Here is a 14,351-nt window from a genome sequence, read left to right as displayed (position 1 = left end):
AGACAAGGCTTGATTCGCTAATAACAAAGCCTGAGTCCATGCGGCATGTCATTAAGCCTGGGCAGGCGTCTGCAGTGTTTTATATGTCGCGGCATTTGGTCTCCATTGCCGCTATCCCAGGCCAAGGCGGGAGCCTCTTGGTGGAGTACACCCTCTCCCCACGCCAGCTCATTGAGCAAGATCAGGCGCTTTGGCACGCCTGGCCCGCGGGCAGCGTGACCGAGCCGACCGTGGATGCCCTGCTCACCCCGGTGGTCGCCGTGCGGGGCACGGCACAGGGCGCGGACGGATTCATCGAGATCGTGGAGTAAGTCATGCTGTTCAAATACACCACCACGGCATCGCCTGTCGCGCTGGATGTGGTCAAGGACCTCGTGGCCATCATGACGGGCGCGACCGATCCAGGGATGCTGTCAAGCTCATGTGACAAGCAAGCCAGTCAGCTGCTGGATGCCAGCCACCCCAGTGCGTGGACCAAGATTGATGAGCCGCCATCGCTCACCGGTGTGAGCGGCATGAGATACATCGCGGTGCTGCAAAGCCCACTGCTTGCCGATGGCAACAGCCGTGCCTTTGTGCCATGGATGTTCTCCAGTTCGACGCTGTACGTCTATCACCCGGCGGATGGCTGGAATGCCAGCACTCGGCAACTGATGGACACCACAGGGGCCGAGTTCAATCACAGCTTTGATTCCACGTTGAAGAACACGGTCATCACTGCGAATGCGGTGCAGGACTTCTACGTGTTCGTCAAGAACACCACCATCGTGGTGAGCAAGCGCTCAGCCGATGCGGCCAACTACCCGCCGCTCTTTTGTGCCGAGTTCCAGAACATCGGCCATCCCAAATCAATCACCGATCTTTTGCCCTTTGTCACGGGCGGCGTGTATGCCAAAAGCTCCGCCGGCCTATCGTTTCCCACCTGGATTACGCCGGCTCGCTCCATGCTCCAGAGCGAGACCAGCAAGAAGCGCATCTGGGGGAACAACCAATACGGCAATAACGGCTACATCGCGCCGCCTGTCGGATGGGAGGCTGCATCCAACACCAATGCTGGCGGCTCAAGCATGAAGGTCTTCATGACCTCGCAGGATGCCGAGGCCAAGGCCCCGTTCTATCCGCTCTGGGTCTGGATAGGCGCCTGGGGCGTCTTTGGTCCGCTGAAGGACTTCCCGCTCTACATGCTGCCGTGGGGATTCACCGCATCGGTGGGCGACACCATCACCGGACCGGATGGCACCTACATGGTCTTTGGCTGCGGCAACACCAGCAGCCGCAAGACTGTCATGCAAATCGGGGCCTGATCCATGGCAGTCTTGACTACGCCAGGCGCCATCATCAACACACAGCCCATCGGCCCGCTGGCCATGATGAGTGCCAAACCCGAGCTCCGCCTTGGCGCCATGGGACATCGTGTTGATGTCTGTGTCATGACGGATGCGCCTGCGGCACCGCCGCCTGCCCAGCCTCCATCCGCGCCTGCGCCACGCCGTGGGGTCTGGGCTTCAAGATGGGGGGCGCGGTGATGCATCTCGAAGCCGCCCTGATCCATCGCCTGAAGGATCGCCTGCCCGCGCATGTGCGCGTGCTTTCTGCGGCGGACCTCGATGGCGTGGCCGAAGGCAGTCAACCGACCCCTGCGGTGCACGTCATCTATTACGGTGATCGCCCGCTGGAGGTCAATTCCAATGGCCATACCGCGCGCATCGAACAGACCTGGCTGGTCGTTGCCGCCGTGCGCAATGTGCGCGGGCCGCGCACGGGCCAGGATGCCCGCGAAGATGGTCTGGTCCTGATGGGGCAGGTGCGTCATGCGCTGATGGGATGGCTGCCGGAAGGGGCCAGCACGCCGCTCAAGCTCGCTGCCGCCCCGCGCCCGGGCTACAGCGCGGGCTTTCAGTACCTTCCGACGGCCTTCACCGTGGAAACCATCATCCATGGAGACCCGGCATGAAGCTCAAGCTGATCCAGCCACACACCCATGCAGGCCGCCGCCATGCCGCTGGCGAGAAGCTCGATGTTCCGCCCAGCCTGGCCACATGGCTGATCGAGCAAGGCATAGCCAGTCATCCGGGTAGCAATCCTCACAGGCGGCCTGCCACTAAGGCCCCTTCATCCATTCCGTCATCGACCACTGACTGACCCAAAGGAGATCCATCATGGCGTATTTCTCAGGCCAAGGCCGCATCTACATCGGTGAGCGCGATGCACAGGGCAACCCCAAGATGCTGTTGCCGGTGGGCAACGTGCCCAAGCTGTCCGTCAACCTCTCGGTCGAGACGTTGGAGCATAAGGAATCGCAGACCGGGCAGCGCCTGACCGACCTCACCATCATCAAAGAAAAGAAGGGCGAGTTTTCCTGCACCCTCGAGGAGATGCTCAAGGTCAACATGGAGTTGGCACTCTATGGCCGCAGCCTGACCCAGGAAGCAGGGAGTGTGACCGATGAAGCGCTCCCGACCCCGGCGGTGGCCGGCGGCATGGCCGTGCTGGCCCATCAGAATGTCAGCAACGTGCTGATCACCGATAGCAGTGCCACGCCCAAGACCCTGCCGAGCGCCCAATACCGCGTGAATGGCGCGCATGGCTCCATCGTCTTCTTGGATACCACCACCGGCGGCCCGTACCAGGAGCCCTTCAAGGCCAGTTATACCCATGATGAGGCGACGGTCACGAGCATGTTCACCTTGCCGCTGCCTGAGCGATGGGTGCGCTTCGAGGGCCTGAACACGGCCGATGGCAATCGCCCGGTGGTGATCGACCTCTACCGCGTGGCCATCAACCCGGCCAAAGAGCTGTCCATCATCACCGACGAGCTTTTGCAGTTTGAGCTCTCTGGCAACGTGCTGGCGGACCTGACCAAGCCGCAGGACTCCGCGCTGGGCCAGTTCGGCCGCATCGTGTTCGTGTGAGGGCGCCATGACCAAGACCGTGACCATTGATGGCCGCGCCATCACCGTCGCCCCCATCAAGATCAGGCAGCTGCCCGCCTTTGTGCGGGCGGTGGAGCCCATCGCCAAGGCCCTTGCCCAAGGCGATGTGCTCGCAGCCTTGGCCCAGCATGCCGAGGCTCTGATCGAAGCCGTCTGCATCGGCGCCGGCATCGAGCGGGCCTGGCTGGAGGAGCGCGAGGCCGATGTGCTGGTGGCCCTGGCGGCCGAAGTGATCGAGGTCAACGCCGATTTTTTCGTCCAGCGCATCCTGCCGACCATCGAGCGAGCGTGGATGACGATTTCGAGCATGCACTTGTCCGCGGCATCGACGCCCTCATCGGCGCAGGCTACCGCCTGACCGAGGTGATGGACATGAGCCTGTCCGAATACCGCGCCTTCCATCGCGCAGCGAGCACGCGCAAGGCAGATGAGTCGCGGCTGGCCATGCTCATCGCCCGCTCAGCCATGGCCGAAGATAAGGCCTGGAAGCAGCTTTACACCGCCATGAATGCATCATGAACGGTGATTTGAATCTCGCACTCAAGATCACCGCCAAGGATGAGACCGGCGGGGCCATCGAGCGCATCCGCCAATCCGTGGACAAGGTGCGTGGGGCCACCCAAGGGCTTGGGCAGGCTGCCATGGAGTCGGGCGGGAAGATCAGGCGCGGCATGGAGGATGGTGCCGCGGGCACCAAGCGCCTGGATGAAGCCATCGGCAGGGCCAGCAACCAGCTGCGCCTGTTCGCCACCGGGCTGATGAGCCTTGGCGCGGCGACAAGCCTTACCCGTGCGGCCGATCAGTGGAGCACGCTCCAGGGCCGCCTCAAGCTCGCCACCCAGACGCAGGCCGAGTACAACACCGCGGCCGAGCAGACCTTCGCCATCGCCCAGCGCACCAATACCGGCCTTGAGGCCACGGTCAGCCTGTATGGCAAGCTGCAAGGCGCTGTGCGTGGCCTGGGCGGCACCCAGCGGGAAGCACTGGCCCTGACCGAGGCCATCGGCCAGTCCTTCACCATCAGCGGCACCGAGGCAGGCGCAGCCTCGGGGGCCATCCTCCAGCTCGGGCAAGCCCTGGCCTCAGGTGTGCTGCGCGGGGATGAGTTCAACTCCGTGATGGAGGCCAGCCCGCGCCTGATGCAGGCCATTGCCGATGGGATGGGCGTGCCCATCGGTGCGCTGCGCAAGATGGCCGAAGAGGGCAAGCTGACCGCGGAGGCCGTAGTCCAGGCCCTGCTGTCGCAAAAGGACAAGCTCGCGGCCGAGTATGCTCAGATGCCGCAGACCATCAGCGGCGCCTTCCAGCAGCTCAAGAATGCCTTCGTGCGCTATGTGGGGGATATCGACCAGGCCACCGGCGCCTCAGGCAAGCTGGCCTCGGCCATCATCGCCCTATCGCAGCACCTTGATGTAGTGGCCAAGGTCATCGGTGCCGTGCTGGTGGTCCTCGGCGGGGCATGGGTGGCGCGCATGGCCGCGGCCATCAGCGCAGCGGGCGGGCTGGTGGAGGTGCTTGGCAAGCTGCGCGGCGGTCTTCTTGGGCTTGCCGCCTTTGCCGGCGTCGACCTATTCACAAGCCTGACCCAGCAATGGGAAGGCTTCAAGCAATCGCTCGCGGATGGGCGCGCCGCAGAGATCGCGGAAAACCGCCTGCGCACCATCGAGATGATCACCAAGCGCGTGGCCGATGGCACCGCCAGCGCCGCTGATGTCCAGTTTCTTGCCCTGCTCAAGGGCAAGCAGGCCTGGGATGAGTTCACCGCGCGCCTGCCCTTCACCGCCGATCAACTGCGTCTGGTCGAAGGCGCCGCCAAAACCCTGGCCGACCAGATCGACCAGCGCCTGAGTGCCGCTATTGCCAGCGCGGGTGATGTCCTCAAAAGCCTGGGCGAGGATGGCAAGACCAGTCTTCAGGCCCTGCAACAAGGCCTCCAGCAGCAACTTTCCGCGCTTGATCAGCACTATGCCGAGCGCCGGCAGCTCTTGGAAAACAGCCAGGCCAGCGAGCGGGAGAAAATCCTCGAAGGCGCCAACATCGAGCGCGAGGCCGCCGCCGCGCGCATGCAAGCCATGCGCGAATGGGCTGCGCAGAGCGAGCAGGTGGTCAGCCAGGTCTATGGCCGCATGGCCGAACTCGCACGCGCCGCCGGTCAGGACACCACCGAGATCGAACGCCAGGGCCTCGATGCCCGCCTGCAAATCTACGGCCAGCTCGAAACCGCCTACCGGCAGACCATCGATCAGATGATTGCCGAAGAGCAGCGCCTGCTGGCCGCCGCACGCGCGGCGGATGAGCAGCGCGCCATGCTCAAGATGAGCGTGGAGGACCGCATCCGCGCCCTGCGGCAAAAGGCCATGGATGACTACGCGGCCTATCAGGACCGCCTGCGGCAGATCGATGAAAAGAACGCCGCAGCACGCGCCGCGCTTGAGCAGGGCAACTACCAGCAGGCCCAACGGCTGGCCGAGCAGGCCATGGCCATCGCCGAGCGCAATGCCACGGAAGTCACGCGCAAGGTCGCGGATGGCACCAAGTCCGTCACCCAAGTCTTGGTCAGTGAACAGCAGGCGGTCGAGACCTCCGCCGCCAAGATCGCCGAGTCCTACAAGATCGTCGATGCCGCCCTCAAGGGCGTGGCGGATAGCTCGCGCGATGCGGCGGGCAACCTCAATGCCGGCTTCGGCGAAGCCTCGGCGCGCATGGCGCAATTGCGGCGCGATATCGAGGAGATTCAGGCCAAGCGCGATGTCGCCATCAACCTCAAGTTCCAGGGCGATATGGAGGCCGCCGCGGGGCTGATCCGCCAGATCGAGCAGCTGCGTGCCCTCAAGGACGTAGCCCTGACCGTACAGAGTAATGCCCAGGCGGTGCAGCGCGACCTCGAGGCCCTGGTCAAGAGCACCAAGGATATCGACAACCAGGAGGCCAAGCTCAACGTCAAGGCCGATGCCGACAGCCTGCGCGCAAGCCTGCGCGAGCTGGTGGCCGCTGTGGGCCAAGGCAAGGAGTACGGCATCAAACTGCCTGCCGAGGTGGACATGCAGGTCGCGGAGGGCACGCTGCTGATGCTGTCCAAGAACATGGACCAGCAGCTGCAAAACCCGCGCAAGGTCAACCTCGATCCGGCCGAGGCCGAGGCCATCCTGGCCCGCCTCAAGCAGCCGAGCGAGTCCACCCACACTGTCCGGCCCGATACGGGGGCGGCCCAGGCCGCGATCGATGCGCTCAGGCAGCCCACCTCCAGCACCCACACCGTCTACGTCCAGACCGTGCAGACGCGCGCCATGGGCGGCCCCATCCTCGCCTTTGCGCGCGGCGGCATGCTGCCGCGGTTCAGACGCATCACCCCCGGCCCCGTGCATGGGCCGGGCACATCCACCAGTGACTCGATTCCTGCCTTTCTCTCGGCCGGTGAGTACGTGATCCGGGCCGCCAGCGTGCGCAAATACGGCCAGGCGCTTTTGGCCGCCATCAACCAAGGACTTTTGCCGCGTGAGGCCATCCCGCGTTTTGCTGGCGGCGGATTTTTAGGCGATGCCGGGCGCGATGTCTTCAGCAACCTGCCTGACTATCTCGCCATTGGCCCAAGAAACACCAGCACCCCGCTGAATGTGACCGTCCAGATGCCGCGCGATTATGTGCGCGTGGAGGCCAGCATTCAGGGCCGCCATGCCACCCTGTTTGGCGCACGCGACCAGGTCAATGCCTTTGCCCAGGCCATGCGTGAACTCTCGAGGGGGGCGTGATGAAGCAGGCCATTCCCATCAAATTTTTCACATGCACATGGGAAAAAGCCGAACGCGAAGCGCGGCAGCGGCATGGCTGTGACTTATGGGTATTGGACTGGCCCGCCGTTGATCAAGATTGGGTGCTTGGAGCGCCATCATACGGCAACAGGGTCAGCGAGCTGGCGCGCAGCTATTACTATCAGGTCGTCCGCAAGATCGACGATGCTATGAGGCAGGCGTACAGCCAGTGCGTAGAGAGTCATTACGCATCGCCGTCAAGCAAGGGCCAAGGCTTGCGTATCGCCGTCTCCACTCGCCTCGGACGTGGCGCGGCAATGCGCGTTGGCAGTCCAGGGTCAAAAGGTATCGCTGCGCGCCTCTCCGTTCCTTTCTCAGCCAATGCAACATCGCAGCCGCCCACGCCTTGTCCGATGCTGCCACGCGAGCTTTTTTCCGAACCCATCGACTTCGACTACACGATCCATTTGTCTGGTGGCGGCAATATCCGATGGGAGCTGACGCAGTGGAAGACCGAGCAGGCACCTTATTTTGCACTCTATGACCGTACCTTGTGGATAGCTGGGGTCCAAGGCTTGGAGCATGAGACGAGTGGGCAAGTGCGTCTCGTCTTTGAGCAAGTCGTCGACCTCTGGGTGCGTTTCGCTCAACGGCCGATTCCTGATTCTGCAGCGGATCGCATCGATCCTGCACAGCCGCTTACATACCAGCTCAGCGAAAGTCCTGGCTTTTTCGGCATCGCCGCTGTGGTCGAGGTGATGCACATGGAATCAGGGCAGATTGCCAGCAGAAACATCATTCCAATGCTTAAAGCAGGAAAGATGTCTGACAACCTGTGGCCTATCAGCTGGAATAAGATGTCTATTGATGATGACGGTGTGATTCGACATGGCAACGTCGATTTTAATTTCTCGATCTTAACGCCAAGTCATGAATGGTTCGAGCCGAAAAGTTATGGCACATATCATCTGCGCGTCATCCTGCTGGCCTATGGCTACCAGACCGGACCGCGCTATTGCCTGGCCAGTGTATCTGGCGTCGCAGGCAAGCTGCGCATGTCGATGCAGCCTATATCGCTATCGTACATGCCATCGCTGATCAGCTACACCCCAGGGTTGACGAAGGGCGTCATTCCTCCGCTCGAGGTGATATTCACGCGCAGCCCTGCGCTCAGAGCGGGTATCGAATTCGATGCCGTTTTCGATATGAAGAATCTCACCACATTCCGTTTTGTGGTCAAGGTGGGAAATACATTCGATTTCGCCGTCGGGCTTGTAGTGCAGGCCGCATCATGGCAGGCGTGGGTGCATCTTGAGCCTGGCGAGACGAAACACCTTGCCGGATGCGTGTCGATTTCAGGGATGAACTATGCGAGTACGTTTACTTTTGAGCAGTTGCATCCACAGTTACAGAGCTCAGTTTGGCAGACGGGAGGCGGCCAATACTCGATTATGTTCAGCCTTGCCCTCACCGCCCCTGACCATCCTGAAACGACGCCAGCCAACATGCCTGCGTTGAAAGCCACAAAGAACTGGACATGGAATATAGCGAGCTTCGATCCGCAATATGGACCAATGTGGGGCGCCATCAAGAAATATGCGGCTGATGGACGTTATGACTACGAGGGCTCTATGGGGGGCTTTGATATCTACAACGATGGAGTTAGTTTCCTCAATCGCTCAATCAGCAAGCCAAGCCATCAACCACTCATCGATCCGTCAACCTACTTTGTGACGGGCTATCAGACGTACACAGCCATAACCATCGATGGATGGTGGCAGCGTCCTTGGCCCAAATATTCGGGGTGGGGACCTTACGGGCCGCCCATCCGTGTCAATGCCGAAAAGTTGAGCTGGAATGGCTCGGAGAACGTATGGGCGCCTGTGGAGGCCGTGTCGATCACCCTCACGCGCGCGATGCTGCAGCAGGTCGCGGCATTGCTAGGCATCACTGAATACGTGGTGATGGATGGAGATGACCTCCGCTGGTGCGTCCCCAACCCGCCATCATCTCAGAATAATTCTTGGTCTTGGTACGACGTCTTGTGGATCGACCGATTCTACAAACGAGATGGAACGCTGATCGATGATGCGGCCATGCGCGCAGCATTCCAAGCCGTCATCGATAGCAACGCAGCAAGCTGGCCAAACTACAGGAACATCGTCATCCATCCTGATGTGCGCTTCGGAACTTTCCTCGGCACTGGCACGCATGAGGTGGGTGATTGCCTGCTTGGGCTCAATGGCGACATGGTTGAGGTGAGCAGCCTCGCGGCGCTCAGCTCAGTCAGTACACGCTTTCTGTACTACATCCGCCCCGAGTTTCGGTAGGAAGAAGCATGATCATCCTGGACGGCATTCCTCTACCGCCTGGCCTCATATGGACAGACGAGTTTGCATCCAATCAGGTCGCGCAGTCCGTGCAGCGTGCTCTCGACGGCTCCATGGTGGTGTTCTACGGCCCATTGCAGGCCGGACTGCCCATCACACTGGAATCCGAACCGGACTCGGGTTGGTTCACTCGCGCCCAGATCGAAGCTCTGGCCTTGCGCGCTGCCAGCCCAGGAGGCATCTACACACTCACCCTGCGTGGCCAGGCCTATCAGGTGATGTTCCGCCACCATGACGCCCCGGCCTTCGAAGCCAGGCCGCTGGTGCCGGTGGCCACCCCGAAACCCGGCGATTTCTACCTTGCCACCCTGAAGCTCATGACTGTTTGAGAGGAACCCATGCCCATTCTCGATCACGAAATCGTCTGGCGGCCTGCGGCCATGATGTCCGATGTCACCCCCGCCCAGAATGGCGGCCGGATGGCCGGATCGCTCTTGGTCTCCGGCGTGAAGAACAACCTCTTCCCTGATGTTTCGCAGTCCGAGCGACTGGCCGGCAGCACGAAGTGGCGCAAGGCCTTCATCCACGTCGCGAGCAACCAGGACACGGCGCTGCTCAATGTGCGCCTGTTCCTCGATGCCCTCACGCCCGCAGGCGATTTCGTGGTGTTCTATCCGGGCACGCAGACCGACACCGAGCAGCAAGTCGCCGGACGGCCCTATGGCATCGGCGCGCTCTACGAGGCCGCCCCATCCGGCGCCACGCAGATCAAGGTGGCCTGCGAGCACCCGTCCGAATACGCCACCTTGCAACCCTTCCGCATCGGCGACCGGCTGCGGGTCTCGGATCGCCCAAGCACGGGCGGCGCAGGCAATGAGGAATGGGTGACGATCAGCGCCGTGAGCTACGGGCCGGATTTCGCCACCATCGACGTCTCTCCAGCGCTCACCAATAACTACGCCATGGCAACCACGCTGGTCTCCAGTGTCTTCGAGTTGCCGCGCGTATCAGGGGCGGTGACAGACATCACGGTCAACAGCGCATCCGGTACGCTCGATGCCGCGACCGTCGGGAACGTCGTGGCCCACAACAAGGGGGCGGTGGAAGAGGCCTGGACCTTGACCTTCACGAGCCCAACAGCCTTCACGGTGTCGGGTACCACGACCGGCCCATTAGGCAGCCCAGGCTCGATCAGCGCCGACTATGCACCTATCAATCCTGCGACAGGCACGCCGTTCTTCACCATCAAATCCATCGCCTGGGGCGGCACCTTCGCAGCCAATGACAAGGTGACCTTCACCACGCACCCCGCCGCGATTCCCATCTGGTATCGACGCCAGGTGCCAGCGGGCACGTTCAGCCTGGCCAACGACTACTGCTCGCTGGCGATCCATGGGGAGAGCGCGTGATGGCGCGTGTTGGCTTTAAGAAGACCTACCCAGCCGGCGCCTTCGACGCGGCTGCCATGCAGACCCTGTTCGGGCACATAAAGACCTATGTGACAAATGCCGGATTCAACATCCTGCTCGACACCGCGAATGGCATTGATTTCATCCGCGCAGGCTTGAGTGCAGGCACAGCTCATGATGACGCCCCTCATTGGGCATTCAGCATGCAGGATGGTGGCAGTGTGTCGATCTTTGCGCATCCGGTCTATGGAGCCAATTACCTCGATGCCCATGCCTATGCCAATGCCAGTCTCATCTTGAGTCCAGACTTGGTAACCCCGCCATCACCCAAGATCACGATCTTATTCGCAGCGGATGGAGAGGCAGGGTGGTGGTGGATGCATGGCACGGAGGAGGACCAGACAAGTAGCACAGGCGTAAAAATGCGTTTCACAGCTGCCGGGGTAACATCTCGTAGATACCCATCCGATACCCATCAAGGGCTGTGTGCCCGCTATGGCATCTGGAAGGCCTGGGGCGCTTGGTATCCGCCCTATGCGAAGAACGAATATGGAGTCATCAATCCATCGCCATGGACTGGGACCTGGTCGCCCTTCGGTGAGGGCTGGAGCTTCAACGGCCGGCGCCATGTCGGTTCCCCATTGCCAAGAATGGCCGTGCCGCAATTCCCGAATCGGGACACAGGCATCAGCGCCTGCATCCTCGGCGAGTTCAACGAGATATTGATCCTCACCGATGGCTATGCGCAGGAAGAAGTCGTCATGCCAGGCTGGATCGCGATGACCGGGAGCGAGAAGGATCAGCCCTACGCCGTGCCTGCCCCTGAGCGCTTCGACGTGCTATGACCCTGGGGCTATCGCTTGCCATCACCTTCGGCGCGGGCATCCATGTCGACGCCGGCCCGCCCATCATCAAGCGCCGCTTCAAGGCGGCTTGGGGCACGACCGAAGTGTTCGTGGCCCATGTCACGGCATGGGAACTGGCCCGTGAGCGCGCATGGCGGCACCAGGCGAGCTGGTCGCTCCGCTTTGCGCAGCATCACCAGTCCCCTTACGGACTTCGGCTCGAGGGCGGTCTACGACACCCTTACGGGGACATGCGCTATCACCGCAGGATGCATGTGGCACGGTGGGGAGACATGCATCAGTCCAAGGCTCGACACGTCTACGCCTACTGGCTCACCCAGCGCGTGGCAGCCAGGCATGTGCATGCCTACGATGTGACCGATGTCGACCGCATAGTCCGCAGGCTCATGGCCTCATGGGCCATCCTCGAGGATGGCAGGCTTCAGGCGGTGGTGAATACGCCGGAGATGACATGGCAGGGCCGGAAGATCGGGATCATCGAGGCCGCGCTCTCCTGCGACGAAGATAGCCCCGTCTGGATCGCGCGGGTGGAGATCGCCAACCTCTCAGACTTTGCTGCCATCAGCATCGGCGATGCGATCTCCCTTGACCTCGGCCTGGAAACCTTCGCACTGATCGTCGACGGCAAAACGCTTTCGCGTCCAGCAGTCGGCGAGCGGCGGATGGAACTGACGGCCATCTCGCCCGTGGCAAGGTTGGATGCGCCATTCGCCGGAACGATCCGCTTCTTCGAGTCCAAAGCGATTCAAGCGCGTGCGGCGGTGGAGGCGCTGGTCGGCCCGGTGGACTGGCAACTCCCAGACTGGATCATCCCAGCAGGCCGCCTCGCCTTTGAGAACACCACGCCGCTGGCCGCCGCGCGCGCCATCGTCGGCGCCATCGGTGGGCTGATCGAATCCGCGCCGGATGGCACCATCATCTGCCGCCGTCGGCACCCGGTCAGCATCCCGCAATATGGCACGGCCGCCGTCATGCATAGCCTGTTCGATGCGGATGTGATCGCATCGCAGGCGAGCATCGCGCCCATGCGCGGCTTCAACCGGGTGACCATCGCCAACGAAGATGGCGGATCGAGCGCATCCCTTGATCGGCTGGAATATGTGCGTGATGAGGATGATGCCAACCGCGGCACCGTGCGTGCCTATCTCGCCACCGCGCGGCCGGTGCAGCTCGCCCACACCGGCCACCCGGATACGGTCATTGCAAGCCTTGGTTCAGTCACGCGCATGGAGGTCGAGACCGTCGAGTTCATCGACGGGCGGGCAAGCACGCGGTATCCGGTGACCGCCATTGTGGATCGCGCATGGCAGCATGTCGATCTTGGCGATGTGACGGCTTCCGGTCAGGAACTCACGGCGGCCACCCGCGGATACAGCCTGCTGCGCATCACCTATACCACCACGTCGCTCGAATGGCGCGTCGCACTCCCCATGGATGAGGAAGTGCAGTTCGTCCTCATCGATATCTAAAGGAGACACCTCGATGGCCCAGGCCACCATCCGCGTTCAGTTCGGCAATCCCGATGGATCAGGAGCAGACGGCCACCTCTCCGCCGAGATCGATACCCGACCCGATGGGCTCAACGGCGGCAAGAGTTCCTTCAACCCTGGCGAGACCGTCTACATCCTCGTCTACAAGTCCGACAACGTCGCCATCACAGGAACATCATGCTCGGCGGGCTCGCTCTCTGAGCGCGGCAGCACCGTGGTGAAGGTGGAGGATGAGTTGATGTTTGAGGATGATGACACGGCGCAGCTCTCCAAGCCGGCACGCTCCGGCCTCTCGCAGGCGGTCTGGTATGGACGCAGCCTTGGCGGCCTCTCGCTACAGCCCGACAAGGTCACGGTGAAGGCATCGAGCAAGGGGGTGGCGGTGGCCAAGGTCACCTATGATGCCCAGGCCTTGGTCTATGCCCTAGCGTCGCCGTCCACGCTCAACGGCGAGACGGATTTCTCAATCCTGGCCCTGATCAAGGGGGTGGCATCGTGATTATCGAAGTCTACCGTGGCGATGGCGCACGCGAAGGGGCCCCCATCGTCGAGCCGCTGCTATCCGATGATGCACTCATCCATCGCGGGACGGCCGAGATGGACGCCCATGCGCACGCCTTCAACCGCATCGAGATGGCGGTGGTTTTCCGGCCCGGGATCAGGCTTGGGCAGATCGTCGAGGCGACCGACCCATCCACGGCAAGCCCCTACCGCGCCAAGGTGACGGGCATCCAGATCACGGTGTCGGAGGCGGCCATCGATACCCAACTCACCCTGGAGCAGCCGCGATGAGCTTTGCCCTCAAGAGCCTGTCCGATCTTTTACGGCAAGAGCGCATGCTCTATGGAGTTGTGGTGGCCGTTCATGGTGAGATGGTGCATGTCGCCACGCCAAGGGGCGGTGTTCATGCGCGTGCCATGGATCATCTCCAGGCCGGCGACCGCGTCAAGATTGAGGGTGGCCTTGCAACCAAGGCCCCGGTCGGTGAGCGTGTCTATTCAGTCTAACGGCCGATCATTCACGCCGCGGACCACGATGCCCAAGCGCTGAGCCACAATCCCACGAATCTCAGGATTCATACGCATGATTTCTTCGCGCTGTCGCCACAGAGGCATGGGGATGAGCCTGCGGACTTGCGCCTCAATCAAGAGCATGCGCGCTTCTTGAGCCTTCTCTCGCAGGGTGCGCAGCTGCTGAAGGCGCATATCCTGAATGCGATCCTGCATACACCTCTCAGCCTTCACAGGATCCGGACGGTACTGATCGCAATAGTCAGCTGGGTCCCAAGTTTGGGCGCCAGCCATAACGCAGTTGCACCACATGGTGGACAGGAGAACTGCAGAGCGCATATTGCCTCATCCTTGCGTTTGTTCAGGCTGTTCTTAGCATGCTTAATTCAGCCCTTCAATGCCGCTTTAATGTGTGCAAACTATCGCGCTAAACTGCGCAAACTATCGCGCGCCTTTACACAAGGCCGCCGTGATGCCAGGTTGGGCAAGGGGGTGAACCGGCCAAGGAAGGCCGGTTCAGCTTTGCCGGGGCAGGATGCCCCGTCAAAGCGGCCCCCTTGAACG

Annotated in this window: 17 protein-coding genes; 16 read left to right on the top strand and 1 reads right to left on the bottom strand. The window is 61.9% G+C overall.

Features of this window, described 5'->3' with window-relative positions; genetic code table 11:
* Positions 1-83 precede the first annotated feature (83 nt).
* The 16 genes from V6D91_RS10160 to V6D91_RS10085 all read left to right on the top strand — a co-directional run bounded on the left by V6D91_RS10160 (position 84) and on the right by V6D91_RS10085 (position 13,784).
* Positions 84-311 (top strand): hypothetical protein, encoded by a 228-nt coding sequence (locus V6D91_RS10160; RefSeq protein WP_347320167.1) that lies wholly within the window; start codon positions 84-86, stop codon positions 309-311.
* A gap of 3 nt (positions 312-314) precedes the next feature.
* Positions 315-1,304: a hypothetical protein gene (locus V6D91_RS10155; RefSeq protein WP_347320165.1), complete on the top strand. Its 990-nt coding sequence runs from the start codon at positions 315-317 to the stop codon at positions 1,302-1,304.
* A 221-nt stretch (positions 1,305-1,525) separates the two neighbouring features.
* Positions 1,526-1,954 carry a hypothetical protein gene (locus V6D91_RS10150; RefSeq protein ID WP_347320162.1) on the top strand — a complete coding sequence of 143 codons (429 nt, stop codon included), beginning with the start codon at positions 1,526-1,528 and terminating at the stop codon, positions 1,952-1,954.
* A complete protein-coding gene (locus V6D91_RS10145) occupies positions 1,951-2,142 on the top strand; it encodes a hypothetical protein (protein WP_347320161.1) in 192 nt (63 codons plus the stop codon). The genes V6D91_RS10150 and V6D91_RS10145 overlap by 4 nt, the downstream gene beginning before the upstream one ends.
* Positions 2,143-2,159: 17 nt before the next feature.
* Entirely contained in the window at positions 2,160-2,912 is a 753-nt protein-coding gene (locus V6D91_RS10140; RefSeq protein ID WP_347320159.1) for a hypothetical protein, read from the top strand.
* Between the two features lie 7 nt (positions 2,913-2,919).
* Positions 2,920-3,291, top strand: coding sequence for a DUF6631 family protein (locus tag V6D91_RS10135; protein ID WP_347320157.1), 372 nt, complete (start codon positions 2,920-2,922; stop codon positions 3,289-3,291).
* Positions 3,222-3,452, top strand: a complete 231-nt coding sequence (locus tag V6D91_RS10130; RefSeq protein ID WP_347320154.1) for a hypothetical protein — start codon at positions 3,222-3,224, stop codon at positions 3,450-3,452. The genes V6D91_RS10135 and V6D91_RS10130 overlap by 70 nt, the downstream gene beginning before the upstream one ends.
* Positions 3,449-6,682: a tape measure protein gene (locus tag V6D91_RS10125; protein WP_347320152.1), complete on the top strand. Its 3,234-nt coding sequence runs from the start codon at positions 3,449-3,451 to the stop codon at positions 6,680-6,682. The genes V6D91_RS10130 and V6D91_RS10125 overlap by 4 nt, the downstream gene beginning before the upstream one ends.
* Positions 6,682-9,012: a hypothetical protein gene (locus tag V6D91_RS10120; protein WP_347320150.1), complete on the top strand. Its 2,331-nt coding sequence runs from the start codon at positions 6,682-6,684 to the stop codon at positions 9,010-9,012. The genes V6D91_RS10125 and V6D91_RS10120 overlap by 1 nt, the downstream gene beginning before the upstream one ends.
* Positions 9,013-9,020: 8 nt before the next feature.
* Complete coding sequence (locus V6D91_RS10115) at positions 9,021-9,401, top strand: hypothetical protein (RefSeq protein WP_347320148.1); 381 nt, start codon at positions 9,021-9,023, stop codon at positions 9,399-9,401.
* Positions 9,402-9,410: 9 nt separating this feature from the next.
* Complete coding sequence (locus V6D91_RS10110) at positions 9,411-10,421, top strand: hypothetical protein (protein ID WP_347320146.1); 1,011 nt, start codon at positions 9,411-9,413, stop codon at positions 10,419-10,421.
* Entirely contained in the window at positions 10,421-11,266 is an 846-nt protein-coding gene (locus tag V6D91_RS10105; RefSeq protein WP_347320144.1) for a hypothetical protein, read from the top strand. Before V6D91_RS10110 ends, V6D91_RS10105 begins: the two co-directional genes overlap by 1 nt.
* Positions 11,263-12,756, top strand: coding sequence for a hypothetical protein (locus V6D91_RS10100; protein WP_347320143.1), 1,494 nt, complete (start codon positions 11,263-11,265; stop codon positions 12,754-12,756). Before V6D91_RS10105 ends, V6D91_RS10100 begins: the two co-directional genes overlap by 4 nt.
* A gap of 13 nt (positions 12,757-12,769) precedes the next feature.
* Entirely contained in the window at positions 12,770-13,276 is a 507-nt protein-coding gene (locus tag V6D91_RS10095; protein ID WP_347320141.1) for a hypothetical protein, read from the top strand.
* A complete protein-coding gene (locus V6D91_RS10090) occupies positions 13,273-13,569 on the top strand; it encodes a hypothetical protein (protein WP_347320139.1) in 297 nt (98 codons plus the stop codon). The genes V6D91_RS10095 and V6D91_RS10090 overlap by 4 nt, the downstream gene beginning before the upstream one ends.
* On the top strand, positions 13,566-13,784 hold the full coding sequence (locus tag V6D91_RS10085) for a hypothetical protein (protein ID WP_347320137.1): 219 nt from the start codon (positions 13,566-13,568) through the stop codon (positions 13,782-13,784). Before V6D91_RS10090 ends, V6D91_RS10085 begins: the two co-directional genes overlap by 4 nt.
* Here the strand turns inward: V6D91_RS10085 and V6D91_RS10080 are convergent.
* On the bottom strand, positions 13,776-14,003 hold the full coding sequence (locus V6D91_RS10080; RefSeq protein ID WP_347320135.1) for a hypothetical protein: 228 nt from the start codon (positions 14,001-14,003) through the stop codon (positions 13,776-13,778). The genes V6D91_RS10085 and V6D91_RS10080 overlap by 9 nt on opposite strands.
* Positions 14,004-14,351: the final 348 nt, after the last annotated feature.

Source organism: Thiofaba sp. EF100, assembly GCF_039822285.1.
Lineage (GTDB): Bacteria > Pseudomonadota > Gammaproteobacteria > Halothiobacillales > Halothiobacillaceae > Thiofaba.
Note: the sequence above shows the minus strand (reverse complement) of the source record. Positions and strands in the feature narration are given on the sequence as shown.

Excerpts from the sequence above, each read along its gene's own strand:
- V6D91_RS10095 (WP_347320141.1), top strand. The coding sequence starts at position 12,770 with ATGGCCCAGGCCACCATCCGCGTTCAGTTCGGCAATCCCGATGGATCA.
- V6D91_RS10120 (WP_347320150.1), top strand. The coding sequence starts at position 6,682 with ATGAAGCAGGCCATTCCCATCAAATTTTTCACATGCACATGGGAAAAA.
- V6D91_RS10085 (WP_347320137.1), top strand. The coding sequence starts at position 13,566 with ATGAGCTTTGCCCTCAAGAGCCTGTCCGATCTTTTACGGCAAGAGCGC.
- V6D91_RS10080 (WP_347320135.1), bottom strand. The coding sequence starts at position 14,003 with ATGCAGGATCGCATTCAGGATATGCGCCTTCAGCAGCTGCGCACCCTG.
- V6D91_RS10140 (WP_347320159.1), top strand. The coding sequence starts at position 2,160 with ATGGCGTATTTCTCAGGCCAAGGCCGCATCTACATCGGTGAGCGCGAT.
- V6D91_RS10135 (WP_347320157.1), top strand. The coding sequence starts at position 2,920 with ATGACCAAGACCGTGACCATTGATGGCCGCGCCATCACCGTCGCCCCC.
- V6D91_RS10115 (WP_347320148.1), top strand. The coding sequence starts at position 9,021 with ATGATCATCCTGGACGGCATTCCTCTACCGCCTGGCCTCATATGGACA.
- V6D91_RS10100 (WP_347320143.1), top strand. The coding sequence starts at position 11,263 with ATGACCCTGGGGCTATCGCTTGCCATCACCTTCGGCGCGGGCATCCAT.
- V6D91_RS10155 (WP_347320165.1), top strand. The coding sequence starts at position 315 with ATGCTGTTCAAATACACCACCACGGCATCGCCTGTCGCGCTGGATGTG.
- V6D91_RS10145 (WP_347320161.1), top strand. The coding sequence starts at position 1,951 with ATGAAGCTCAAGCTGATCCAGCCACACACCCATGCAGGCCGCCGCCAT.
- V6D91_RS10110 (WP_347320146.1), top strand. The coding sequence starts at position 9,411 with ATGCCCATTCTCGATCACGAAATCGTCTGGCGGCCTGCGGCCATGATG.
- V6D91_RS10125 (WP_347320152.1), top strand. The coding sequence starts at position 3,449 with ATGAACGGTGATTTGAATCTCGCACTCAAGATCACCGCCAAGGATGAG.
- V6D91_RS10105 (WP_347320144.1), top strand. The coding sequence starts at position 10,421 with ATGGCGCGTGTTGGCTTTAAGAAGACCTACCCAGCCGGCGCCTTCGAC.
- V6D91_RS10150 (WP_347320162.1), top strand. The coding sequence starts at position 1,526 with ATGCATCTCGAAGCCGCCCTGATCCATCGCCTGAAGGATCGCCTGCCC.
- V6D91_RS10160 (WP_347320167.1), top strand. The coding sequence starts at position 84 with ATGTCGCGGCATTTGGTCTCCATTGCCGCTATCCCAGGCCAAGGCGGG.